24 protein-coding genes are annotated in these 23961 nt (G+C 34.5%); 12 read left to right on the top strand and 12 right to left on the bottom strand.

What is annotated here, in order from left to right; genetic code table 11:
• Positions 1 to 128: 128 nt before the first annotated feature.
• Complete coding sequence (locus QVB70_RS06135) at positions 129 to 338, bottom strand: hypothetical protein (RefSeq protein ID WP_287584463.1); 210 nt, start codon at positions 336 to 338, stop codon at positions 129 to 131.
• Between the two features lie 376 nt (positions 339 to 714).
• Between QVB70_RS06135 and QVB70_RS06130 the strand changes: the two genes are divergently transcribed.
• Complete coding sequence (locus tag QVB70_RS06130; RefSeq protein WP_287584461.1) at positions 715 to 1491, top strand: enoyl-CoA hydratase; 777 nt, start codon at positions 715 to 717, stop codon at positions 1489 to 1491.
• Between the two features lie 524 nt (positions 1492 to 2015).
• Here QVB70_RS06130 and QVB70_RS06125 read toward each other — a convergent pair.
• Together QVB70_RS06125 and QVB70_RS06120 are read right to left on the bottom strand one after the other, a co-directional pair.
• A complete protein-coding gene (locus QVB70_RS06125) occupies positions 2016 to 2501 on the bottom strand; it encodes an isoprenylcysteine carboxylmethyltransferase family protein (protein WP_287584458.1) in 486 nt (161 codons plus the stop codon).
• A gap of 277 nt (positions 2502 to 2778) precedes the next feature.
• On the bottom strand, positions 2779 to 3534 hold the full coding sequence (locus QVB70_RS06120) for a hypothetical protein (RefSeq protein ID WP_287584456.1): 756 nt from the start codon (positions 3532 to 3534) through the stop codon (positions 2779 to 2781).
• A gap of 387 nt (positions 3535 to 3921) precedes the next feature.
• On the opposite strand from QVB70_RS06120, the gene QVB70_RS06115 reads away from it, so the two are divergent.
• A complete protein-coding gene (locus tag QVB70_RS06115) occupies positions 3922 to 4401 on the top strand; it encodes a methanogen output domain 1-containing protein (protein WP_287584454.1) in 480 nt (159 codons plus the stop codon).
• A 513-nt stretch (positions 4402 to 4914) separates the two neighbouring features.
• Here QVB70_RS06115 and QVB70_RS06110 read toward each other — a convergent pair.
• Entirely contained in the window at positions 4915 to 5154 is a 240-nt protein-coding gene (locus tag QVB70_RS06110; RefSeq protein ID WP_287584452.1) for a hypothetical protein, read from the bottom strand.
• A gap of 478 nt (positions 5155 to 5632) precedes the next feature.
• Between QVB70_RS06110 and QVB70_RS06105 the strand changes: the two genes are divergently transcribed.
• From QVB70_RS06105 to QVB70_RS06085, 5 genes are all read left to right on the top strand, one after another.
• On the top strand, positions 5633 to 5860 hold the full coding sequence (locus QVB70_RS06105; protein ID WP_287584451.1) for a hypothetical protein: 228 nt from the start codon (positions 5633 to 5635) through the stop codon (positions 5858 to 5860).
• 619 nt (positions 5861 to 6479) lie between these two features.
• Complete coding sequence (locus QVB70_RS06100) at positions 6480 to 7187, top strand: HAD family phosphatase (protein ID WP_287584449.1); 708 nt, start codon at positions 6480 to 6482, stop codon at positions 7185 to 7187.
• 726 nt (positions 7188 to 7913) lie between these two features.
• Entirely contained in the window at positions 7914 to 8279 is a 366-nt protein-coding gene (locus QVB70_RS06095; RefSeq protein WP_287584447.1) for an MscL family protein, read from the top strand.
• Positions 8280 to 8307: 28 nt separating this feature from the next.
• On the top strand, positions 8308 to 8775 hold the full coding sequence (locus tag QVB70_RS06090) for a GNAT family N-acetyltransferase (RefSeq protein ID WP_287584446.1): 468 nt from the start codon (positions 8308 to 8310) through the stop codon (positions 8773 to 8775).
• A gap of 45 nt (positions 8776 to 8820) precedes the next feature.
• Positions 8821 to 9516 (top strand): hypothetical protein, encoded by a 696-nt coding sequence (locus QVB70_RS06085; RefSeq protein WP_287584444.1) that lies wholly within the window; start codon positions 8821 to 8823, stop codon positions 9514 to 9516.
• A gap of 80 nt (positions 9517 to 9596) precedes the next feature.
• Here the strand turns inward: QVB70_RS06085 and QVB70_RS06080 are convergent, their stop codons facing one another.
• The 4 genes from QVB70_RS06080 to QVB70_RS06065 all read right to left on the bottom strand — a co-directional run bounded on the left by QVB70_RS06080 (position 9597) and on the right by QVB70_RS06065 (position 13538).
• Complete coding sequence (locus QVB70_RS06080) at positions 9597 to 9863, bottom strand: hypothetical protein (protein WP_287584442.1); 267 nt, start codon at positions 9861 to 9863, stop codon at positions 9597 to 9599.
• 552 nt (positions 9864 to 10415) lie between these two features.
• Positions 10416 to 11681, bottom strand: coding sequence for a helix-hairpin-helix domain-containing protein (locus tag QVB70_RS06075; protein ID WP_287584440.1), 1266 nt, complete (start codon positions 11679 to 11681; stop codon positions 10416 to 10418).
• Positions 11682 to 11894: 213 nt separating this feature from the next.
• Positions 11895 to 12080 (bottom strand): hypothetical protein, encoded by a 186-nt coding sequence (locus QVB70_RS06070; protein WP_287584438.1) that lies wholly within the window; start codon positions 12078 to 12080, stop codon positions 11895 to 11897.
• A gap of 234 nt (positions 12081 to 12314) precedes the next feature.
• The gene (locus tag QVB70_RS06065) at positions 12315 to 13538 is read right to left on the bottom strand and encodes a hypothetical protein (protein ID WP_287584435.1); all 1224 of its coding nucleotides are present in this window, start codon (positions 13536 to 13538) and stop codon (positions 12315 to 12317) included.
• A 260-nt stretch (positions 13539 to 13798) separates the two neighbouring features.
• Here QVB70_RS06065 and QVB70_RS06060 point away from each other — a divergent pair, with 260 nt between their 5' ends.
• From QVB70_RS06060 to QVB70_RS06050, 3 genes are all read left to right on the top strand, one after another.
• On the top strand, positions 13799 to 14701 hold the full coding sequence (locus QVB70_RS06060) for a hypothetical protein (protein ID WP_287584433.1): 903 nt from the start codon (positions 13799 to 13801) through the stop codon (positions 14699 to 14701).
• 206 nt (positions 14702 to 14907) lie between these two features.
• Entirely contained in the window at positions 14908 to 16575 is a 1668-nt protein-coding gene (locus QVB70_RS06055; RefSeq protein ID WP_287584431.1) for an NAD+ synthase, read from the top strand.
• Between the two features lie 75 nt (positions 16576 to 16650).
• Complete coding sequence (locus tag QVB70_RS06050; protein WP_287584429.1) at positions 16651 to 17490, top strand: tetratricopeptide repeat protein; 840 nt, start codon at positions 16651 to 16653, stop codon at positions 17488 to 17490.
• Between the two features lie 6 nt (positions 17491 to 17496).
• Here QVB70_RS06050 and QVB70_RS06045 read toward each other — a convergent pair whose 3' ends face one another.
• From QVB70_RS06045 to purE, 4 genes are all read right to left on the bottom strand, one after another.
• Positions 17497 to 19089, bottom strand: a complete 1593-nt coding sequence (locus QVB70_RS06045; RefSeq protein ID WP_287584427.1) for an FMN-binding glutamate synthase family protein — start codon at positions 19087 to 19089, stop codon at positions 17497 to 17499.
• Between the two features lie 501 nt (positions 19090 to 19590).
• Entirely contained in the window at positions 19591 to 20253 is a 663-nt protein-coding gene (locus QVB70_RS06040; RefSeq protein ID WP_287584425.1) for an MBL fold metallo-hydrolase, read from the bottom strand.
• The gene (locus QVB70_RS06035; RefSeq protein ID WP_287584423.1) at positions 20237 to 21283 is read right to left on the bottom strand and encodes a phosphoribosylaminoimidazolesuccinocarboxamide synthase; all 1047 of its coding nucleotides are present in this window, start codon (positions 21281 to 21283) and stop codon (positions 20237 to 20239) included. The genes QVB70_RS06040 and QVB70_RS06035 overlap by 17 nt, the downstream gene beginning before the upstream one ends.
• A complete protein-coding gene (gene purE / locus QVB70_RS06030) occupies positions 21270 to 21761 on the bottom strand; it encodes a 5-(carboxyamino)imidazole ribonucleotide mutase (RefSeq protein ID WP_287584422.1) in 492 nt (163 codons plus the stop codon). Before purE ends, QVB70_RS06035 begins: the two co-directional genes overlap by 14 nt.
• Before the next feature lie 318 nt (positions 21762 to 22079).
• Between purE and purF the strand changes: the two genes are divergently transcribed.
• Both purF and QVB70_RS06020 read left to right on the top strand, forming a co-directional pair.
• A complete protein-coding gene (gene purF / locus QVB70_RS06025) occupies positions 22080 to 23555 on the top strand; it encodes an amidophosphoribosyltransferase (protein WP_287584420.1) in 1476 nt (491 codons plus the stop codon).
• A 23-nt stretch (positions 23556 to 23578) separates the two neighbouring features.
• Positions 23579 to 23905, top strand: coding sequence for a phosphoribosylamine--glycine ligase family protein (locus QVB70_RS06020; protein WP_287584419.1), 327 nt, complete (start codon positions 23579 to 23581; stop codon positions 23903 to 23905).
• Positions 23906 to 23961: the final 56 nt, after the last annotated feature.

Genomic DNA, 23961 nt, shown 5'->3' with positions numbered 1-23961 from the left:
CAATCTCTATGATCCCGCCAATTATTACAATTAACCAGATCCAGTAAAAGATGTTAATTGACCGATTTTCCATTAGTAAATATCCCTCCTTTTTGTTACATCCGTCATTTTCATTTGTTCCTGAGTATTTAACTTTGTCGGCGGGAAGTCTCCTTCCGAAAGGGAGAGGATGAAAGCCGATGGCTTTTTATAGTTTTTTGGAAACTTATAGATGGTACCGCGAGTGTACCCGTAATGCCCGACTGGGTGGAGGCATATCCTCCTGTAAGCGACCAGTCAGCAAGTGACAGGGCTAAACGTGAGGAAGCCCGTGCATGAGGTCTTATCCGGCGAGGCAAGATATTCCCCTTATTGTGTGCAGCTGGCTAACCTGTCGAACAGACAGACAGGTAACAGATCAATAGCCTTCTGCAGGCAGCTAATCAAGGGGCAGGATAAGGGTGAGCAGCGTGTGCAACCTGGCAAGTTTCCGTAAGCCCATACCTGTAGTGATAGTGGCGAAGCGTCGCCTCCCGTGAGGGAGCGAGAACTACAATGGAAAGCTGGAAGCCCCATCCTAAAGGGTGGGGAGGATGTCACTGGTTTTCTATTTCAGTATCTAATAACTTTTATAAGAATAAAAAAAGTGAGTTTTTATTAAATATCGGAAAACCAATCACCAAAATTAAGAGTTTTGGAGATGTCTTTTGAGCATCAGGATAGGAGTGTGTTAGATTGGAATACACAGAAATTTTAATTGAATATGAAGAGCAAGTAGCAAAAATCGTATTAAATCGCCCTGAGAAATTTAATGCATTATCCTTGAAGCTTCTTGAAGAGTTGGTTGATGCATTACAACACATATCAACAAATAAAGAGATCCGGGTTGTTGTGATAAAAGGTGCTGGACCCTGTTTTAGCACAGGGCACGATCTTTCGGAGATGGTTGGTAAGGAAATTACCCAGTATAAGAGGATTTTTGAAACGTGCGGTAAAATGATGAAATGGTTACAAAAAATCCCGCAACCAACTATTGCTCAAGTCCATGGATATGCCATGGCAGCCGGATGTCAATTTGTCGCGGCCTGTGATCTCGCAGTTGCTGAAGATGGAGCTAAATTTAGCACCCCAGGTGTAAAAATTGGCTTGTTTTGCACTACCCCAGGGGTTCCATTGGGACGAAACATTGGTAGAAAACGTGCTTTGGAGATGCTGTTTACAGGACGTTTTATCACTGCCCAAGAAGCTTTTGAATTTGGTCTAATAAACCGAATAACCTCGAAAAACAAACTTGAAGCCATTACTCAAGAATTGATTGACCCCATACTCCAGTCAAGTCCTCTAACCGTTCATTTGGGAAAGCAAGCATTTTATAATCAGATGAATATGACAGAAGAACAAGCATATGCCTATGCGATCAATACGATCGCATTAAATCTCGCTACACACGATGCCCAAGAGGGGATTTCAGCATTTCTTGAAAAAAGAACACCTAAATGGAAGGGATTTTAGCAAATTCCGAGCGAAATCGGGTTTGTACACTCCACAGGATGAATGCAGACACCGTTCAGAGTGATTCCTTACTGCAAAATTGCTTAGATGCTGATCATTCGACCGAATGGAAGCAGTAATCAGGTCTGAGAGAGATGAGATGAAAAAAAATCAACTCCGTTCTTATATTTGGGATTAGTAATAATGCAAGCCGTTCATAGCATTGAAGAATACCTTTCTGGTTTTCCTGAGTTCTTTAGAGATATGACCCGTCTTATCCATAACGAGCTAGGGGTTTTTTCAATAATACACATGACTGAACAAACATTTGTCATAGTGAACATCATTCTGATTGTTTTCCTTCTGGTTATTTACAAATCCAATAAAAAACATTAATCGATCGTCCTTCCATGATGTATACATTCCTAATGCTCTCTTTTAAAAGATTTTTACACCAAATATCCATTTTTGGATCAATCATGAAGTTGAATTTATGGAAAAATTAGTTATGAAAATGTTTGATATAGTTGTGCAAAACTGGTTCTCTAAAATATTTTTGGTATAAATCTCTGTGGTACTCGTCGCATATATTCTTCGTATTCTTTTCCAAATTTTTCCTTCAGAATTTCTTCCTCTTTAATTGCCGTCAATACAGTAAATATGCTAAAAATAACTACTGGGACTAAGAGCCATACAATTCCCCAAGCAAATGCGAAACCGAAAAATATCAAGATCAAACCAAAGTAGCCAAGATGTCTTATCTTCGAATATATACCCTTAGTTATAAGTTCTTCAATCTTTTCTGATTGTTGATGCATTTGTTTGTGAATTTTATGAGAGTATTCGTGGATTATCACTCCTATTATCAGCACAATTGCTCCCAATATATTTGTAATGGGATAAAATGGTATAGTTAAGAGATGAAATATGGTGCCTATAATACCTATCACGATCAGTATTGGCCATTCGATTAAAACTCGTATAGTTGGTTTTACTAAAAGATACTTATCTATAAGACTATTTTCTCTCATATCAATTCACTCTATTCTCTTATGGACACCGTGTAATCTCGGGCAATATAGTAAAAGGATATACTAATATAAAAATAGTTGCATTAATCCTAAAAAAGAAATTCATCTTGAATTTCATGAAAGTCCCTTTAGATTGCTATTTCTAGATGCAGTAGAAACTATTACAAAAATTTAAATTCTATCTTGGTATTACTTAATCATGTTTAGGTTTCTATCAAATGATCTACTAAATTTTCTGTTGATTTTAGAAACTTAGATTTTTTTTCATAGATTTTTTCTAATAACTATAATCTAATGATATTACTTTTCTCTCTTTTTGAATATGGAAAAAAGTATGACAATTAAAACACATGCATTGAAGCATATCTGACTTGTAAAGATGTTGAAACCGTTCATTACTCATAACTAACAAACCTTTATCATGCGTACCTGTATTGTTTTTATGATGTCCGCAAAGATAATTGTAATCATGTTCTCCACAAATAGCACATTTCCTTCCAAGCAAAAATAGCCTATGAATGTAGCGTTTAATTTTATATTTATGATCTCTTGCCGATTTGGTATAAATTGGCTTATTTAATCTTTCCGAAATAGTACCCCACTCGTAAATTCGCCCATGGTTCATACAAAATACCATATAATTATTGTTTTTAAGATTTTTTTGAAAAAGATGTTCTGCTACCAACTCTACATGGCTTAAATTTGTTTGATAACTACCTTTAGTGTAGTATTTACTTGTACTATATTCGCCATGTAAACGTCCATTTACGTGTCTTACAGATAAAATAAGAGGATTTGATATATTACAACCATCATACATGCATTTCAAAGGAAGTTCATATTTCGAACAAATTTCATACACACGATCTCGTTTTCGTTTTAGTTGATTCTTGAAATTCTGTTTTATTAGTCGCTCTTTATTTTTTTGGTAATATCGCTTATTTGGTATTTTGCTATAACATTTTCTGCAAAGACCTTTAGCAATATGTTTCTTAAATTCTCCACAATTAGGACAGATGAGCATTCTTTGCATTTCTCATCATGCTCATAAATTCAAGTGAAACGCAAATAACGAAAAACAGGAAATTTTACTTTCGAAATCAGTCTCGTGACCTTTTTATCTATATTAACAACTATTACATATACTCAGACGGGGCATAGTACAAGAGAAAAAACTTATTGTTGCATTAAAATCATCAAAAAACGCTCGACACGACAGAGATTTGTTTATCTATGCTCTTAGGTGATGAGATAATCATTCTCTCTTGGAGAGCTTAACGCAGAATATGCATGAAAAATCATTAATATCTTGAGAGTTCACGCAATATAGTTTTTTCAAACTATTTATTCTAGTACACCTATACACCATTGTATCATTATTTGCCAAATTGGTACAAGGTTTAATAGAGAGTAGGGGACGATGGCGAAGAAAATGGCAATACCATGGAAATTCAAATATGAATTTACTATGGGAGGATGGACATCCAATCTCAAAGCATACCTTTATGCGATCCGTGAGAAATATGGTGCCGAGGCAGCACTCGAAATCTATGAAAGGGTCAATGAAATGGATGATAGAATAAAGAATATGACAAATACGCTTAAAGAAGTCTTCAAACTAGAGGGAAATAATGGCGAAACATTTGCACAATGGTGGGAAGTTTTTTGGGAGATCACTGAGATGGAATATATAATACCTGAGCGATCTAAAACATTTACTAGATTTGAAGTTCTTAAGTGTCCGTGGACAACGGAACCCAAAGACATCAGCGTTTGGTGCTTTTTGAGTTTGGTTGGTAAAATTGCTAAGACAATAAATCCACAAGCTACGCTTGAACGCCCGAAAGCGATGTGTGCCGGGGATCCACATTGTGAATATATCTTCAAACTAGAAGAGTGAAGATCAATTAAATTAGCAAGGATGGACTGAATGGATAACGTCTAGAGAATATCCAAACTTAAAAGTAATAATCATTTACGCAATTCAATAACATTCAACAGAAAATTAAAAAAAAAGAGCAAACTAGCCAATTAAAAAAGCGTTGATGAACGCAAAAAATCGCTTTACCTACTAGAGATCTTTAGAAATGCTTATTTTCGTACTTTAAGAATTAGAGAGATCACAAAATTAGTTAAAAGGGCCAACATCCGCCTGGATCCATAAATGAACTTCCTTTGTCTTATGTTTTATAGACTCGGAGGTAAAATTCAAGGATTAAATATAAGGTCCACTACTTTTTAGTTTCACACTGATTCCAAAAGTGATTTCAATTTGAAATATGCACATATTTATATTCTTAAAAACAATAACAACCGATTGTGCTTTCTTTGATAATAATAATCGCTTTAAAACAAAAGTAATTCTTTATTTGACTATTATGTTGATCAAGTTTAGTTTTCAAAGCAACAATTATTAGTATCGTGAGAGGTCTAAGTTGAAAAATCTGACAAGTGCACTTCTTAGTCGCTTTTCAAGTTCCCTTTCATCTTCATTCAAATATCCCGCGTCTAGATATCTTCTAATAGCACGCGTTATGAACCTTACGTCCTGTTCAGATCTCCCAATTGCTTTTGCAATTCGCTCATCTGATTTTCCTTCAGTTAGGAATTCCAAGACTTTACTGAATTCTTCATAACTGAATTCCGTGCTCATTAAGCCCCCTCATATCTAGTATCACATATTCTAAATAATAACTCTTTTCTTTCTGACAGTGTAATTACACAAAAACAATGAAAAGTAATATCTGCCCATATAGGCTAATGAAAAAATCGTTTCATTTGTCACTTTTAATTTATCGTCCTATTTTCATTTGCTTAATCTGCATAGAGTTAGAGTTAAACTTATTTGACTATAAAATTTTCAATTCTATTTTTTTACTGAATATTAGAGGATGTTTGCAAACTATTATCTCTAGAGTGACATATTTTATTTTTGTCGGCATCCAAACTACGATAAATCTTCTTCAAAGATCATTAGCTAGCGTAGATAAATTAAAACTCTGCTATTGAAAATATTTTCATTTATCTCTCACATTATAGTGGTTATCTGTACTATGAGAGAAAATTCTTGTTTTTTCTTCAGTACTGTAAAAGCGTTGCTCTTATATACGGTTCTATGACGTGAAATTGAGGTGATAGAACTGAACGTAGAGTGTGAAAAATGTCTCATTTATCCAGTTAAAATTAATGCGATTAACTATTCAAATGATGAGGATTTTGTAGTTATAGATGTTGATTCACTAGAAGAGCTTAAGTTTATTGCTGATGGTTTTCAAAAACCACTTTTGTACGACAATACACATTATTTCGTTATTTTTGACAAGAATGTGCATTATAGAACTAAAAAGCTTATATTCTAATATGGAAAAAAGGCAGTACGATCGAAAAATTGAAGATATAATCAAATTAAAGGAAATCTTGGACGACAAAATAAGACTTTAAAAGTTAAAAGGTATAGTTTCACGTATTATCTCCAAAGGAAATTATGTCCAATATACGTTCTGGAAAAAGCTGAATCTCGATGGATGAAATCGATCAATTTTTGACATTATCATACAGAGGCTACTCTTAGATCTCCAAAAGATTATTGTCGTCTTATTATTCTCATTTTTGATTATTATCGGGCAAATTTTAAATCTTATTTGCGTACGCGCTTTCATTAGACCCCCATATTTCGATTGGAAGTCTACAGACTTCATAACCACCTCTATGATGTATTATAATTATCTATACGACACCTATATTGAATAACACCAGAATTAAAAATTGAATAACAACTTTTTGAAACAATCTTATATTGATTTTAATTAACTCACAAGAATCTAAAGACTGAACTGGCAAGCGAAATTTAGAGTTGAATTACGAAATTCTTTTATAATCTCTGTTATTTAATCGTCTAAGCGTGAAAATTCCTTATTGCTTTAAAAGGATTCATTATTGAGATTCTATAAAAAAAACAAAACAAGAAGTTGTATTCGAATGGGAGAATTAAAAGCAGTAATATTCGATTGGGACGGGGTTTTAGTTCCAATTAGAATAAACCTTGAGCAAGTATTTGATTATATTGTTAAAGAAATTTCCAAATATGGCGTCAATTTCAAAATAAATAGTGTTAAATTCAGCACCATTGAAGCACTCATTAAGACAGCAAAAAAGGACCTACAAGGTAAAGATATACCTATGAATTTCTTTGATAAATTACAGAATAAAGTGCTTGTAATGATTAATGAAATCTTTACAAAGGATGCACTCACAAATTCACTGAATAAAGAAGTATTACAAAGTCTCAAACAAGTTAGAGAACTTGGATTAAAAACAGGGATTTTTACGATAAATAGGCTTCATATCGTGGAAAAAATATTAAATAATTCAAATGCAATTCATCTCTTTGACGCAATAGTTACACAAGACGATTTCGTTTTAAATTTAGAGAACATCGACAAAAAAGAACATCTAGATGCGTGTTTAGAACGATTGCAAATTTCAGGAGATGAATGCATGGTTGTAGGCGACCGTCCTATTGACATTCTTCCTGCACATGAAGTAAATGCGATTACGGTCGGTTTTATAGGATCTGATAATCGACATCAAATGGATACAATCGCTGATAAAATCGACTATACGATCGATTCCATTACAAAACTCTATCAAATTATTATAACTCTTGAAGACCATAGTCCAACCTAGGTAATCCGGTAAGACGTTTGCACTTTGAATAGTACAACTAAGCCATCTGATTCTTTATTATAAATTATGTCGTAAAAATGAAATAGATTCAACTATTACTTCCGTAATATATTTTTATCGGCAAATTAATTAGAATTCTATTTATTATCGGGCAAAATTCTTACACCCATTTATACGGATAATATCTAACGATAAAATCACATATTTATGAAAATCTGTTTTTTTAAAGTGCTTTTTTATCAAACTTGCCTATTTAAATTTCTTTTGTTTTTTTACTATTTTTGTCGTTAGTTCTTCTAATCCCTATTTATTTATCGGGCAAAATTTTGATTTAAGGACTGTATAAATCATTCGCAAGCCCCTAATTCTTCGTTAGGAAGTTCGCAAGTAGATGACTTTAAACCATATAAAACAAAAACCATACTTCTTAAATGAATCTTGTAATATCCGCATGAAGAACTAAGAGCAAAAACTTTCGGGCGCGATCTTCGGAAATCTTTGCTGGGCATCTTTAGAATGTCAAGAATTCCTTATTAACTCCTGAGTATCTAAACTCAACTATACACTTTATCATTTTAAAATATCAGATTTTACTCTCTATTATAATTTATTGGATGTGGAAAATTGCAAATCTTCACAAAAAATATCAATCAGCTTCTGGAAGAAGAAATTGCTTTCTTAAAAGTTTAAATAAATGAAAAAATAGAATAATCCTCCGTGATGTATATGTCAAAAGAAGATGAAATATTAAAGGAATTACAGGAAATTAGAAAATTACTAACACCTAAACCTCCACCGCCACCACCAAAAGATTTACGTGAAGAATTCTTACAGTTCCTTTCTAAATACAAAATTCTTGGATTAGCAGTTGCCTTCATTATGGCTATATACTTAGGCACTTTGATTCAAGCACTCGTTGACGATATGATTATGCCAATAATACAATTGGTCATTCCTGATATACAATGGGAAGAAATTGTTGTTGGACCGTTCAGAGTTGGACATTTTATAGGATCGTTAATAACTTTCTTAATAATAGCTTTTGTAGTCTTCTTGATTGTTAAATTTGCTTCAAAGATGCACATAGAATAAACTTTTTTTTTTCACATTGGTGAAATTCATGCAACTTAGAAATGCCAATGAAACTGATTTTGATGCTTGTTTACCCCTATTACAACAACTATGGCCATTCTCCAAAATTAATGGTGCTGATGCTGATTTTCAAGTTTTACAGGAGATCAAGGATGTCTTTTATCGATTACTCAGAAATCCTGCTACTGGGATTATCTTAGTAGAATCTGATGGTCAAATCATTGGTTTTTTAGACTTTACTTTTCGCATAACGCTTTTTTATCGAGGCAGGGCAATGATCATCGAAGATTTGATAATTGACGAAAAATATCGAAGAAGAGGAATTGGAACAAAGTTGGTAAGGTTTTCCGAGGAAATTGCTGAAAAAAATGGTTGCTATGCCATTGAATTGAACTCAGATCTCTATAGAAAAGAGACTCATCACTTCTGGGAAGCGATAGGATATGAAAGTAAAGCCTACCAATATCGGAAATCATTAAATAAAGCAAAAAGATAAATGTGAATGTGATTTAATTTAAAAAACTTCCATGAGTGATTTGAATTGATAACTTCAAAAATTATAAAGGAAAAAGCTATCGAGTTTGGAGCTAATCTATGCGGAATAGCGCCTGTAGACAGATTTAAGAATGCCCCAAGGGGTTTTTCTCCTTTAGATCTTTACCCAAAATGTGAATCAGTTATTGTTTGCGCAAAAAGACTTCCAATTGGACTATTAAACTCAACGTCTTGTGTGCCATATAGCCACTACAATGATTTTCTGCCCCTAGAACTCGATCGGATCTCACTTAAGTTAGCTTACTATTTGGAAGACATGGGTTATGGTGCCATCCCAATACCTTCAGATAACCCATATGAGCATTGGGAATCAAATCGAATGTATGGGCGAGCTATTCTTTCAATGCGACACGCAGCATATATGGCAGGTCTTGGGATATTAGGTAAGAATACTCTTGTGATTAACGAAGAATATGGAAACATGATTATCATCGGTGCAGTCTTAACTGATGTTAATCTTGAAGCAGATCCAATCATTGATAAAACAACACTTTGTCCTGAAAACTGTAGTTTATGCATTGATTCTTGCCCAGTAGATGCTTTAGATGGTATAACTATTGATCAGCAAAAGTGCCGACCTAGATCTATCGTTACAAATGAAAAAGGATACACGCTTTACAAGTGCAACATTTGCCGAGAGATATGCCCTAATGGAAAGGGCACACTCTTCAAGAAAAAATGACCAAAGTTCCATTATTTCTTTTATAGAAAAATTTGTACTTTAGAGCATTACTCCACTTTTATAAAGAATATAAGCGGTATTCAACCTTTTTCAGTGCTTTTTAGCCTTATGTCTGCCACATCTGGTTCATCTGGCAATAACCTATTGCCTTTATCCCACCCTCCGCCCCAGAGACCATCAAGTACAACATCACCAATCAAGTCAGCGTCATATTCATTAAATTTTGGAGCTCCAATCTCGATTCTATAATACACATAAGAATGAAGCGTTGTAAAGATATCATAGATAACTTCTTTTGAGTGACCTCTTTTCGAAAGTTTATACACCATTTCAACTAAATCATCCACTTTATTATCAGATTTTAAAACATTGAGTAATTCTATTTTGTATGATCTAAAATCCTCAATTTCCTTTAGAATATGGGGTATCTGGGGCTTGACATCTTGTTTAAGGATACCTCCATATTCTCTATAGAACTGGTGACCTACCTCGTACTAAAGTCACGAGGCTTCCTGCTTCAACGACAGACTCGATCCCCTTGCGGGTTACGGAGGTCTTATCTCCACAGGCTTAACATCCCTACGCTCCGTAGGTACGGCGAACGATGGTGATGCAATCGGAGTATGCACCTTATCTGCAAGTGTGCGTATGATCCCTCCAATTGTTATTGATACCTTCCTCATATCACCTATATAACTTTAGGGAGACCCCTTGATGCACATGATGAAAGTGAACGACAACTACCGTAATTCATCAACACGCTGAAGCTGTGTTGCTTTCTTGCTTAGCTACTCGTAATAGATTTTTTAAAATCTTCATTTTTCATTATTTCTCACTTAATTGCGTTGAAAATGGAATTAAGCCCGAGAGAGACGTTTTATAAATTAATAGCTATGATTCTATTTTTTGAATGTCCGAATGCTGACTGTATCCGTTTTTGCATCAAAATCTAGAATTTTTTTTGTTGACAAATCAAAAATAATTTCTGAAAACGTCTGGGGAGGTAATTGAGACTTTATGAACAGAGTATCATAATTCATTTCTTGTTCTTTGTTCTCAGCTAGGATTTCACAAATCGTAAAATAGGGGTCATTTGTTCCTCGAATCAGTCCTACGTCATTTAATCTATGGATAAGTTCATCAAACGGGATAATTACTCTTACTTTTTTCATTTTTTTAATTGATTTAGATTTTACTTTGGCATCTTTTAGATCTACTAGATCCACGATATTTACACTTTCTTCACTTGAGTTTATTGCTTCCATTGTTTCCGTAGGCATAGTCTTAGAAATTTCTTCTTTTTTAAGTTCGTCAATTTTGGTTTTTGCTATGTCAATATCACTTTTGACTTTCTTTATTAAAACCTCATTTAATCTTTCATCGATTTGATTCATTTCGATTTCAAGTGCGTGGAAAGCACTTCTCATTTCTGTGATAGCATCATGAAATTTTGCCATTTGATCATAGAAGAATTTAATATCATCTCTTGCAGACTTAACAAATTGATCTATTTCCGCTTTCCAATCTGATTCTGGTGCTTCTGTGGAGGCTTTATCTTTTAAAGTTCTCTCTACTATCTCTGTTAATCCTTCGTTGGTCAGTTTTGATATCGGGGCCTCTTCCAAATCTTCCTCTTGAGTAAGTAACTCCATTGCTTCTACTGAGATATCTTCCTGTGAATCTAGTGTTATTTCTTCTATCTTTACTGATTTTTCCTCTTTGATTTCTCGTTCAAGATGTTTTCGTGCATTTTTGATTGCTGTCCTTAACGATTTAGTTGCTATACCTAGCGTTTCAGGAATCATATCTACTTCAAGCTCGGCTATGTCTTCAATTGATGTGATGCCAAATTCAACTAACTTTTCAGCAGTTTTATTACCGATTCCGCGTAACTGCGTCAGTTTTTTGTATATCTCTACTCTTTCTGCCTCTGTTAGTTCTTCTTCTGTTTTTTCCTTGATGCTATCTACATCAACTTCTTTAGCCTCCTCCTCTTCAAGATCTGATCTTGTGTCTATTACTTCGTTGTCTACTTGTAAATCTGATATCTGTTCTTCTACATGATTTGATTCTTTGATTTTATCCAGTGCAGCAATAAAAGCGTCTTCTAACTCTCTTTTTGCGCGATTTTTTGGCGAAAGGGATTTTTCTTCTTCTTCTTCCATAGACAGCTTCCTCAATTACTCAATATTGATACTCCTTTTAAAACCTTCTTAGGCAATAGATGATAAAACACTCTAATTAATCTTTTTCTAAAACCACGCGAGATAAACTAAAACACCAAAAAATGATTAGTTCAATACTAAAAGTCAAATTTATAAAAAAGAAAAGCAAAGTTTTTAGCAAAAAAGTGAGAAACTAAGTTAAGAGTTGGATAATCACTCATATGCCACGATAACAATGCCTAATTCTTTTTCAAGAATTTTTACTTTGTTAATTTGTTCTTCGGTCAGTTGAGCTGGTTTCATTTCTTTATATGCTAGAAGAATTTTTCCTCGCATCTCATTCTCTAGAGCCCGTAGTTTTGCAACATCCATTTCTGATAGGTCAGCATACTTTAGCATTTGTTTTATCCCTCCAGATATATAGATGACCTAAGCTATATTTGAATTTTATTTCCTAGGATAAAGTATCCTATTCCATAATACACTAAAATCAGAGTAGGTTGAGTAAACTAGAAGATTGAGCGGAAGTTCTGAATTGGATTTCTTGATTGATCACCCTACCAAGCCTAAAGAAATAGATTAGCAAGAAATCAAGAAAAAACTGGCATAAATAAACCAAAATAAAACATGTAGTTATATTTCTAATGACTTAAATCTTTCATTTTTGCCTTTCTTTTTGGCTGGAGGCGCTTTTCTCTCAAATATCCCTCCCTCAACATCATAGTCACCAATAGAAGACACAATTTCTTTTTTCGTAAGAAATTCTTCCAGTGTATATTCTTCATTGAATTTTTTTGAATACCAATCTGGGGGAAAATATTGATAATCGTTATTTCTTGACCGTCTAAAATCCCCGTATCTAGGTTCTTTACGAAAGAACTTATTTTGTTCTGTTTGCAAGTTTTCTAATAATTTTGATAAGGATAGCTTTTTACCCGTTTTAAGATTTAATAGTATAGAAAATAAATGTGACTCCTCAGTTGTTTCACACCCATATTCTTCTTTAATATGTTTGCATTTACGATAAATATCATATTCCTCTTTAGATTCAATAGCTAAAGTTCTAGCTTCTTCAAATTCATCAGAATTTTGAAATCCGCTGTTTAAAGCTATTTTATATTGTATTGCATGGTTGAAACCTTTAGAAATCGCATTCCTATACTCCTTGGCGTTTTTAAATCCTTTAGTTATTCCATTTTTAAATTCCTTAAAATCATTGTATCCAAGCTCTATTGCATAATAGTATATATCTGATTCTGATTTAAACCCTGATTTTAATATCTTAAATTCATAGCTGCCAATAAACTCCTCCTCGATTTCATTCCATAAATCATAACGAATCTCGTATTCTACATAATTGAAGGCCTCTAATGCTTTATAGCATCCTCTAAAACCTATTTTTTTCGATTCTTCGTAATCAGATTTTGTTTTATAACCTAAATTTGTAGACTCCTCGTATTCTTTAAAATCCGAGAAGCCACTGTTAATAGCATTATAGTATGCTTCGCCATACTTAAATCCCTTTGAACGTCCATTAATCATATCAGGAATGGTATTAAAGCCCCAGCCAATCAACAGGTACATAATCTTTTCGTGAAAGAATAAAAACTCTGTAAAAACTTTTCTCAGGAAATATGTAGTTGTATATCCACTTCTATCTTCAATCCTGTATATTGTACCATCTTCCTTTCTAATGGCATATTCATGTTTATTAATATAGACTAAGGATGGCTTAAACTTGTTAATAAGTGCTAAATATGTTTCAAGTTCGCTGATCTTGACTATTGGGACATTAAAATAATCACCTATTTCAATGTATTCAATATTATCAAAATTAGTGTCCAATTCAATCCCCATTTAAACCTACAAATGTCATTATAAATTATTTTCGATGTTCTTGAAATAATCTTGTGGTTCCAAATTCACTAAGGGTTCAATTAATACTCAAAGAGAGCAAAAAATCATCTTTTTATGAACTTACTAAGATTTAAAGATAATGGATTACACTATTTCTCATCTTCTTCTCGATCAAGAAATGAGTAAGACCTTAAATAACTTGGTGACAATATTTTATCTGAGTGTTTTAGACCAAGCATCCTTTGCGAGAAGAGGATGTGATGAACATGATGAATGAAAATGACAAGATGAAAAAAGCGTATTCTGCATCTTGGAAGCTAATGAAGGCAAAAATGCGTGTAGATAAACGTATTGAAGATGTTGAAGCATTAGAAAGCATAGAGAAATCAGATGTAATCATAGTAAGAGGTCAATATGATTTTATTGAACAGGTCTTCGATAGTGTGGGTCTCCCATACACTTTAATTTCAATATCACAACTAGATCAGTTTAAACTTGATCCAAGGCAATCTCTACTAATAAACTGCCCTGGTATTATCGAAGGCAATCCCGAAAAGACTATTGATAATATCAAGAGCTTTGTGAGAAACGGAGGCTTTCTTTTAACCACAGATTGGAGTTTGCGAAATGTATTAGAACCTGTATTTCCAGGCTATGCCAGATATAATGACAGGCCAACAGGTGATGAGTGTGTGAGAGTCGAAATCTTAGATAAAGAAAACCCCTTTGTTCGAGGAGTAATGGATAATCCAGATTTAGATGATCCTGTATGGTGGCTAGAAGGCAGCTCATATCCGATTGAAATTATTAACAAGGAAAGAATCAAAGTACTAATTTATTCCGATGAATTAAAAGAGCGATATGGTGAAGGAAATGTCGCGATCTATTTCTCTTATGGCGAAGGAACTGTTTTTCATATGATCTCACATTATTATCTTCAAAGAGCAGAAACCAGAACAAAACGTCATGCTAAAGGCGCAGAAACGTTTGCACAAGAAAAAGGAATTACTGATAAAGAAATTATTGATGAAATGAAGGATTTAAATGTAGCTGAAGCCGAAAGCGCATATTCTTCAGCTCAATTCTTTGCAAATATCATGGCAGAACAAAAAAAACGATCTTTAGCTAAAGAAAAGAAGGAAAAAAAATCAAAAGACGACTAATAGTGCTATACGACATATAGCACCCAAACTGTTTCATTTTAAGACATTTTTTTCTGCAGTTTTCATTTTAATTGAGATGTAGGCAAAATACGTCCTAAAAACCGATTCTTTATTAAAAACTTCCTTAATCAAAAACTTATTTTCATAACCTTTGCAAAGTCTATATGTACCAGAGCTTCGAGTTATTAAACTGGAGGATTCTTGAAATGAAGATAGCTATGGCGCAGATTAATACCACCGTAGGCGATTTAGATGGTAATACTGAAAAAATAAGAGAATATATGAACTATGCAAAAAAGAATAATGCTGACCTGATCGTATTTCCCGAGCTTGCAATCACTGGTTACCCTCCTCAAGACTTGCTTTTCGAAAATGCATTTGTCAAGAGAAACAAAGAATTGCTAGAAGAAATAATAATCAGCGAAGGAGATATTGCAGGTATAATTGGTTTTATTGATTACAAGGGAAGAAATCTCTATAACGCTGCAGCAATTTTTATGGAAAATGAATTGATTGGTGTGGCTTACAAGACACTTTTACCCACATATGATGTATTTGATGAAGCTAGGTATTTCATACCTACAAGAGAAGAAGACATCAAACCAATATTAATGAAAATTAATGAAACGGAGTTTAATTTAGGCATAGAAATCTGCGAAGACCTGTGGGATGAAGATTATGACATAAAAGTTACAGATTGCTTAGCAGAAAAAATGGCAGATATAATCGTTAACATTTCAGCGTCACCATTCTATGCAGAAAAAAGGTTTGAACGAGAACACTTGTTGAAAAAGAAGTCTAAAAGAAATAAAGTCCCAATTTTTTATGTGAATTTAGTTGGTGGTCAAGACGAGCTTGTTTTCGATGGGCAAAGCCTAGCTGTAGATAGTTCTGGAAATCTAATAGCTATGGGCAAACAATTTGAAGAAGATCTTATAATTACTGATATTGACCTAGAGGCGGGTTCTGCTGAGAAAATTGAATCCTTTACATACAATAAAGAACAGGAAATGTATGATGCCTTAGCATTGGGCATAAGGGATTATTTTAGAAAGACGGGATTCAAGAAAGCCTTAATTGGAATGAGCGGTGGAATCGACTCTTCATTAACAACATGCATAGCGGTAGATGCTTTAGGTAAAGAAAATGTTATCGGGGTGTCTATGCCCTCTAAATATTCAAGTGATCACAGCAAAACCGATGCACAAAAGTTAGCTGAAAACTTGGGAATCTGCTTCGTTCAAATTCCTATTCAGGGAATTGTTAACACTTACCAAAAAACTCTAGAAACACCCTTAGAGGAAATAAGGAAACGATTTGGCACAGAAAAAGAAAGAGACGACCCTGTTGCTGATGAAAATATACAGCCTAGAACACGAGGAAACTGCTTGATGGACATATCCAACCGATTAAAAGATCTGAAAATATTGGTTTTAAATACCGGGAATAAAACTGAAATTGCCCTTGGCTATTGTACCTTATATGGAGATATGACTGGCGGAATTGGAGTGATTGGCGATGTAAGTAAATTAGAAGTCTATAAACTTGCACACTATGTGAATGAAAAGGTAGGCAAGAAGATCATACCACATGACGTGCTTGTGAAAAAACCTTCTGCTGAATTAAAGGAAAATCAATTTGATCCTTTTGATTTCGATATAGTCAGCCCCTTGGTTGATGAAATCATAGAAAATAGAAGAAGTAAGCGTGAATTGATTGAAAAGGGCTATCCAAAAGAAGTTGTAGAAGATACTTACAGAAGGGTGAGACATGCTGAGTATAAAAGATGGCAGGCACCTCCATGTATAAAAATCACGCCTAAAGCGTTTGGTATTGGATGGAAAATGCCCATCGTTAATAGATACAGCGGATAAAAAGAAGAGGATGACTCCGAATCATTTATAGAATATTATGAAGCCCACATAAAATGAAGAAAAGGGGATGATATATTGTCACCTCCTGAAGAAGAAAATGATAAAGAAAATGGATTAGTAAAAAAATTGATAGAACTCGCAGAAGATGGAGAGTTATCGCCAGAAAAAATAATTGAACTTGCAGAAAAAAGTAATGTTGCCGATCAATATTATGAAAGAGGTCGTACTTTCATAAGTATCGATCGTGATGAAGCATTTGAGTACTTTCAAGCAGCTTATAAACTTTATAGCGAAATAGGAAATTCTTTGGGACAGGCAAACGCATTACATTGGATTGGAGTAACATATAGGGCTGAATCAGACTGGGACAAATCAATAGAGTATGAGCAAAGGGCTTTTGAAATTTATTCAAATTTAAATCATAAAGAGGGTATGGGCGAGACTATACATAATATTGGTTATTGCTATTATTATCTCGAAAAGTATGATGAAGCGATAAAATCTTTTGAAAAATCAATTGAAATTCACAAAGAATTAGGCGTAATGGATAGACTTCGAGATAGTTTATTCAACTTAGCTTCGAATTACAAAAACCTAGGCACTTATTCTGCGTCAATAGAGCATTTTGAAAAGTGCCTTGAAATGGATTTTAAAGAGGGCAAACAAGATGATCAAGCTCGGGATTTGCTGGAACTTGCTGACAGTTATAAAGGCTTAAATGAATATACAAGTTCGCTAAAGTATTATCAACAATCTTATGAAGTATATAAAGAGTTAGACTATGGTTTTCGTCAATCTGAGATAATTGATAAAATTAAGACAATACTATCAGAAATTGAAAAAGAAAAAGAACTGCCTAATGAATTACGTAAAGAAGTAACTAATGTTAAAACTTTGATTACAAAAAAAAAGTAAATTTGATCAGGAATTCAAAATTTTTTCGGCTTCAACTCGATATGCATCCATAACGTAAGGAATTCCTGAGATTTTTGCGGCGTCTTCTGTCAGTGCCATAAGGTCATCACGCGAAATTGTTGATAGTTTGAAATTCCTAGATCCTGCCATTAGTTGTTGAAGACCTACTTTAAACTTCTGACAGAATGTATAGATTCCAATTGCACCTAACGGTATTTTTTCGAAATCGCTTTCGTATTTTTCCTTCAATTCTTCGTATTTGACAAATATCTGTTCAACCGTATTGCCAAATTTAGAAACTGACTTAGGTAAGTTGCCTTCTTCTAACCATTTGCCAATGTTTTTACCTACCATACCGGGTATCATCAAGCCCCTTCCAATGCAAACAGCTTTTACATAAGGTGCACCCATTGCAAGGGCTTTAAAAACACCATCTTCAGTAGAAAATCCACCGGCAATGGCAATATCAGGAACTCTGATTCCATTTTCATTTAATTGTTCACAGAATTGATACGTAAGTGCTTGAATATAGAATGTAGGAATACCCCATTCATTCATCATTGGCCATGGGCTCATTCCAGTCCCACCAGAAGCACCATCTATTGTAAGGAGATCAAGTTTAGCTTCAGCGCCATAGCGAATTGCCATTGCAAGTTCAACCATTGAATATGCTCCAGTCTTTAATGTAATTCTCTTAAACCCAATTTCACGAAGCCTATCTATTTCCTCAAGAAATGCTTCCTTGGTAACAAAACCTAACCGAGAGTGTCTCTCAAATTCCGTGATCGCCCCTTCTTTATAGGCCTTTTGGACAGAAGAAAGCATTGGATTAGGCGTCACAATATAACCTCTCCTCTTCAGTTCAGTAGCCCTTTCAATTGAGTTAACCTTTATTTCTCCGCCAATGCATTTAGCGCCTTGTCCCCATTTAAGTTCAATAGTCTCTAAATTGTGTTTGCTACCTACGTATTCTGCTACTCCGAGTCTTGTATCTTCAACATTCATCTGAACGAGGATTTCGCCGTAACCATCATTATGAAATAATCTATACGTATCTATTCGGCGATCCATTTCGGGGCTTTTCTGTATTTTACCATTGCTATCAAGAACAAGGTTAGGATCAATTCCACAGACATTCTCCCCACACACAAGAGTAATATCTGATATAGCTGCCCCTATCGCAAAATGGTCCCAATTTATTTCTGCTATCTCAGTTGATCCTAAGGCACCTGTAAAAATTGGAACTGCCATTTTAACGTTCTCAGTCCAACCATATTCTGTCTCAGTGTCTACAACTGGAAACAATGCTGTGTCAGGTCCAGCATCTATTCCTTCAGGCATCCCTTTTGCCCCAATGGCATATCCCTGAATATTTAAATGTGAATAATCAACAGGATAGGTTTTATCAGCACCCGCTGTTACTTTTCCGAAAGTTCCAGGGTAAAGGACTTCTCTTCCTCGAAATGAAGATTGAAAGATTTCACAGTTGCCTCGACATCCATCAATACAGATGGAACATATTCCTGACACAGGAACAACACTTCTTGATCTATTTGTTGTTCCTGTCGCATCGTTGGCATTTGGTCGTCGTAAATTCATATCATATACCTCCGCATAGGATTAGATTTATGGAGGGCTTATAGCAACCTTGATACCATTTCAATATCTCTAATCAGTTTGACGGCACAGAAGTTGCCTCTTGGTTTTCCAATGATCAATGCATTATGGTTGTTCATAGGGAAACCGTATTGCCCGATATTTACAATCATCCATTTTTTGTCTTTTTTTTAACGTGAATCCTTGCCACTTAGATACAATCTCCATAAAAACTTTTTGTTGATCGTCAATTTCAAAATGAAAGAATACTTCATCTTGCGAATTAATTACGAAACAATATTGTACATTTGAAAAAAAGATGTAGAACCCACTATACGAATGATAAGAATCTCTTCTACAAAATAGAAGATTAAACAATTAATAATTCGCGTTTTTTACATATGCAAAATCTCTACAAACTTGCACATCAATAGAATTATACTTCAGTAATCAGCAAAACTGTAAAAGTGCTTTAAAAAAGAATTTATCGAATGAAAGTAAGTTTCATAGTTCAATTACTTTGCCTACGCCACCCTCAATGTACTTTTCAGGGTATAAAGATTTTATTTTCGATTTGTGACTGGTACAGTGAAGTGGGCAGATGAATTCCAAATCTTCGACAAGATCAAAATCATTGAAGCCATGCAAACCTCCAATAAGCGCATACGGTTTTCCGAATCGCGAGGCTCCCTCCAAAATATTCTTAACTCCCGAATGAGCGCAGCCTACGATTATAACAAGCCCTTTTTCTGTTTTAACTACGAGAGATTGTTCTATGCCTCTTAGCGTTCCAGTGGAGAAAATGTTTTCGTGAATTTGAAGAGGTTCTTTTATCTTAATTACTTCTTTTGCATTTCGCAGTTCTTGGTAAGATGAGGGAAGATAAATTTTGATCGGATTCACTCTTAGAAAATCTAAAAGCCCACCAGTGTGATCTCCATGAGCATGAGAAATGAAAACTTCATCAATAGACCTTATATCGATATTCAGTTTTTCCATATTGTTAAGAAGTATGGTGCCTCTTCCACCTGTATCAAAAAGTATCCTCTTATTATAAGCTTTTACAAGGCAAGAGAAACCCCATGCATTTTTAAGTCCCTCTTTCCATATATTATTGTCATAGACAATGGTGATTTCCGTTTCATCACCCTCAATATTTAGATTCAAGCCATTTTTTATAACTATTCACTACTTCTTCAAGTTTAGGTGAATCAAAAATATTTGTGTCTAGAAATGCATTAGCTGTAGACATATACATTTGTGAGATTATTCCTTTTAGCTCTGGGTCAAGATTTCGTGGTTTAGAACTACACAGCTTTTTCCAGTCTCTAATTCTTTGTACTTTCGCAATCTCTTTAGCATTTTCTACGTCTTTATACCAGTCCGTCGTTTTATAGAACTGCCTTGCAATCTCTTTACTTACGTGTATTTCATTAAAAGTGAATCTACACTCATCTAAAGTTCCAATAACATCCACAAGCATTAATTCCCTGTTAGGTCCATATCCAAGTTCAATCTTGCCATCTTCATTTGTTAAATTTGCTTTTTTCGCAGTTTCTGTGATAAGGTTGTTCACGTCAGAAATAACTTTCTTGATTTCATTTAACTCTAGATCTTTTAATTTAGCAATATCCTGCGCTTCTTTCCAGGTGATGTATCTGTCTCTTTCTTCCAATTTCGTGCTTACATCAAAAAGGGGAATTTCAAGTCTTTCTCCAGGTTGTGGAGAGTGATCTAAACCCAGGACTTCGTAAGTGATATCTCCTCGTTCGAGTCTCTTAAAAACGCTCGAGCCTTCTGGCAGACCATTTCTATAGATCACTTCAAGTGGGATCAAGAAATTTGTAAGATCTGACTCAAATACTGAATAATCGTAATAACCAGACTCAAATTTTGGATAAATGACTCTAACTAAATTGACTTCCATTATATTCGTTGGTTCTTCTAAATCATTTATTCTTACTGTTGTCCCATCTTTGCTTACTAAACCTCGATAATGGGTTTTAATGCCCATTTCTTCTGCTCTTTCAAAACAATAAGCACCCATTAAACAGAGTGCTGCGCCTTTATTAGACATATGATCTGGCATTTCTCCCCAATCAAAAACAGAATATCGATCTGAAAAAATAAATTGTCCAACGCCCAGCTCATTTTCTTGTGCCATTTTTAAGGTTTTTAAATCTTTAACGCTGCCCATAAGTCTTCACTTTATCATCTGCTTGATCAATCATTTCTTTTTGTTTATTTTGACGTTCTTCAATTTTTTGTGCAAGTTCTTCATCTTCAATAGCTAATATCTTTGTTGCAAGTATTGCTGCTGCTTCTGGTTCTAATACTGTAGCAAGACCCGAGCCTGAAGGCATTCTTAAGGATGAAAAAATATCTGCACCAGCAAATTTTTCGGAATATGGAGGACAGGCGATTACAGGTCTGTAGGTATTCGCGTCAACAAAACCAGATAAAGCGTTTGATCTGCCAGCAACGGTGATGTAAACTAAGTCTATTGCTTTCTTATCTTCATTCATTATTTCAATTACTTTTTTTGGAGTTTTATGAGCGGATGCAATCCTATATTCAAATTTTATTCCGTATAATTCAAGTACTGCTCCAATTTTTTTACAAAACTCGAAATCTTTTTCAGAGCCCATAATTATTTTAACCAGTTTTTCGTTCATCTTTCCACCGCGAAAATTTTGATTGCGTCTATAACTTTCACAATTGTTTCTATTTAAGTATTTACTAATGCGTGTTTGACGTGATTCTGTTATGATATGAATAATTTCTTATCCAAAGATAAATGCTCCACGATTCTTCATCTCATTTTTGTCGCCGACATTTTTAATTTAAGACTTTATTACTTTACCTCTGTTGTAAAAGATTTAAAGATTTCTTGTTTTAACATAAATATGTTAAATCATATTTATAAGACAGAAGCTATTAACTTAATCTTGTCAAAGGGGGAGATACGAGAATAGTTAACGGTGGATTCAGTGATGGAATCAAAAAAAGAGGCATGTGGAGTTTGTGGTATTTACCTAAACGACCCACAAGGTCAAGTATCTTTTCATATATACTGGTGTCTGTTAGCTCTACAGCATAGAGGACATGAATCCGCCGGCATGACTGTCTTTGACAATGGGCTTAAAACGTATAAGGATATCGGATTTGTTAAAGATATCTTTGACTCCAACACATCTAGTTTTGTTAAAGAAAAGCTACGAAGACATGAACCCCATGGAAAAATCTTAATCGAAGATATACAGGGGCATATTGGCATTGGGCACGTTAGATATGCCACACAGGGTCCCGATGTCTATGAGAACGTGCAACCGCTAGAAATCAAGTCGAATGGTTTCAAACTAGCGGTTGGCTTTAACGGTACGATTTCAAACTATTCTCACTTAAGAGGACAGTGCAGCAGTCTCTATCACCTAAAAACTACCTGCGACACCGAAATAATTGGTGAGTTTCTTTCTGAGGGACTCAAAAGAAATAATTTTGAAAAAATAAGTGAACTGGATGGCGCATATTCTGTAGTTGCACTAACAGATGATCAGAAAATAATATCGTTTAGGGATCCTTTAGGTCTTAGACCACTTAGTTATGGATTCGATGAGGACATGTTTGTTGTTGCTTCTGAAAGCTGTATATTGAATAAACTTATGGATAAAACTTATGTTTATGATGTCCAGCCTGGCGAAATGATTATTTATGACGGCAATAGGCTCAGCAAACAACAATTACCTTGTGAACACAAAGCTCATAAACATTGTATGTTTGAATGGGTATATTTCGCTCGACCAGATTCAAAAATTGAAGGAGTAATTGTCTTACAGGCTAGGAAGAATCTGGGTAAGATGCTAGCGAAAAGTTATGAGATGGATGCAGATATTGTAACACCTTTACCTGACGGAGGACGATTTGCCGCTAAAGGATTTTCAGAAGAATCAGGCATACCTTACGAAGAAGTGATCGTCAGAGATAGATTTTTCCCACAAAGAAGTTTTATTAAAAAAGGTCAAAAAAATCGAGAGCATATTGCTAAAGAAAAGATTTCGTTTGTTGATGACTTAATCGCTGGCAAAAAAATAATACTAGTTGACGATTCTATTGTAAGAGGCACTACAACTCAAAACATTGTAAAGAGGTTGCGAGAGAAAGGTGCACGAGAAGTACATCTTAGGATCTCTTGCCCACCGATAATTGCACCTTGCTTCTTTGGTATTGATTTTCCAACGTTTAGAGAATTATTTGTTAATAAACTCGGTATTACTCCAGATAATTACGATTTAGAAACAATAAATGAACGAGCACGAGAACACACAGGTGCAGATTCCCTTTATTATAATTCAATTGAAAATTTAAAGCGAGCACTTGGCCTAAATGATATTTGTACGTCTTGTTTAGATGGAGTATACCCTTATGATTATTTGCCGTATCAATCTCTTGAACCATTTCTAAGGATATAAGTGCAATCTGGTGACAAAGAGGTATGGGTAAAGCAGTTTTGGTTATTGATAAAGGCGGAAGAGGTAACGCCATTGCTTATGCATTTGCAAAAAGTCCTCAAGTTTCCAGAGTTTATGTAACTCCTGGGAATGCAGGAAGTTCTATATTGGAAAAATGTCATCAATTACCTTTATTCGCCGAATCAGTAGATGAAGAAATTGAGGCAATGAAAAAATACGCATTGGAAAACAATATAGATCTGTCGTTTGTTGGTCCTGAAGGATATTTATCTGCAGGAATTGTCACTGCACAAATACTGACGGATAAAAAGAGAAAACCTATTAAACCGAAAACGGTATTATTAAGGTAATCATTTCTACTGTTCATAATAGGTAACCTTCTGAATAACTGACCCCATGAGCTTAT

This window comes from Candidatus Borrarchaeum sp., from assembly GCF_019058535.1.
Classification (GTDB): domain Archaea; phylum Asgardarchaeota; class Sifarchaeia; order Borrarchaeales; family Borrarchaeaceae; genus Borrarchaeum; species Borrarchaeum weybense.
The sequence above is the reverse complement of the archived record's forward strand: the minus strand, read 5'-3'. Positions and strand labels throughout refer to the sequence as shown.

Excerpts from the sequence above, each read along its gene's own strand:
- purE (WP_287584422.1), bottom strand. The coding sequence starts at position 21,761 with ATGAACGAAAAACTGGTTAAAATAATTATGGGCTCTGAAAAAGATTTC.
- QVB70_RS06045 (WP_287584427.1), bottom strand. The coding sequence starts at position 19,089 with ATGAATTTACGACGACCAAATGCCAACGATGCGACAGGAACAACAAAT.
- QVB70_RS06100 (WP_287584449.1), top strand. The coding sequence starts at position 6,480 with ATGGGAGAATTAAAAGCAGTAATATTCGATTGGGACGGGGTTTTAGTT.
- QVB70_RS06110 (WP_287584452.1), bottom strand. The coding sequence starts at position 5,154 with ATGAGCACGGAATTCAGTTATGAAGAATTCAGTAAAGTCTTGGAATTC.
- QVB70_RS06070 (WP_287584438.1), bottom strand. The coding sequence starts at position 12,080 with ATGCTAAAGTATGCTGACCTATCAGAAATGGATGTTGCAAAACTACGG.
- QVB70_RS06035 (WP_287584423.1), bottom strand. The coding sequence starts at position 21,283 with ATGGGCAGCGTTAAAGATTTAAAAACCTTAAAAATGGCACAAGAAAAT.
- QVB70_RS06075 (WP_287584440.1), bottom strand. The coding sequence starts at position 11,681 with ATGGAAGAAGAAGAAGAAAAATCCCTTTCGCCAAAAAATCGCGCAAAA.
- QVB70_RS06115 (WP_287584454.1), top strand. The coding sequence starts at position 3,922 with ATGGCGAAGAAAATGGCAATACCATGGAAATTCAAATATGAATTTACT.
- QVB70_RS06125 (WP_287584458.1), bottom strand. The coding sequence starts at position 2,501 with ATGAGAGAAAATAGTCTTATAGATAAGTATCTTTTAGTAAAACCAACT.
- QVB70_RS06020 (WP_287584419.1), top strand. The coding sequence starts at position 23,579 with ATGGGTAAAGCAGTTTTGGTTATTGATAAAGGCGGAAGAGGTAACGCC.
- purF (WP_287584420.1), top strand. The coding sequence starts at position 22,080 with ATGGAATCAAAAAAAGAGGCATGTGGAGTTTGTGGTATTTACCTAAAC.
- QVB70_RS06055 (WP_287584431.1), top strand. The coding sequence starts at position 14,908 with ATGAAGATAGCTATGGCGCAGATTAATACCACCGTAGGCGATTTAGAT.
- QVB70_RS06090 (WP_287584446.1), top strand. The coding sequence starts at position 8,308 with ATGCAACTTAGAAATGCCAATGAAACTGATTTTGATGCTTGTTTACCC.
- QVB70_RS06065 (WP_287584435.1), bottom strand. The coding sequence starts at position 13,538 with ATGGGGATTGAATTGGACACTAATTTTGATAATATTGAATACATTGAA.
- QVB70_RS06120 (WP_287584456.1), bottom strand. The coding sequence starts at position 3,534 with ATGCAAAGAATGCTCATCTGTCCTAATTGTGGAGAATTTAAGAAACAT.
- QVB70_RS06060 (WP_287584433.1), top strand. The coding sequence starts at position 13,799 with ATGAACATGATGAATGAAAATGACAAGATGAAAAAAGCGTATTCTGCA.
- QVB70_RS06095 (WP_287584447.1), top strand. The coding sequence starts at position 7,914 with ATGTCAAAAGAAGATGAAATATTAAAGGAATTACAGGAAATTAGAAAA.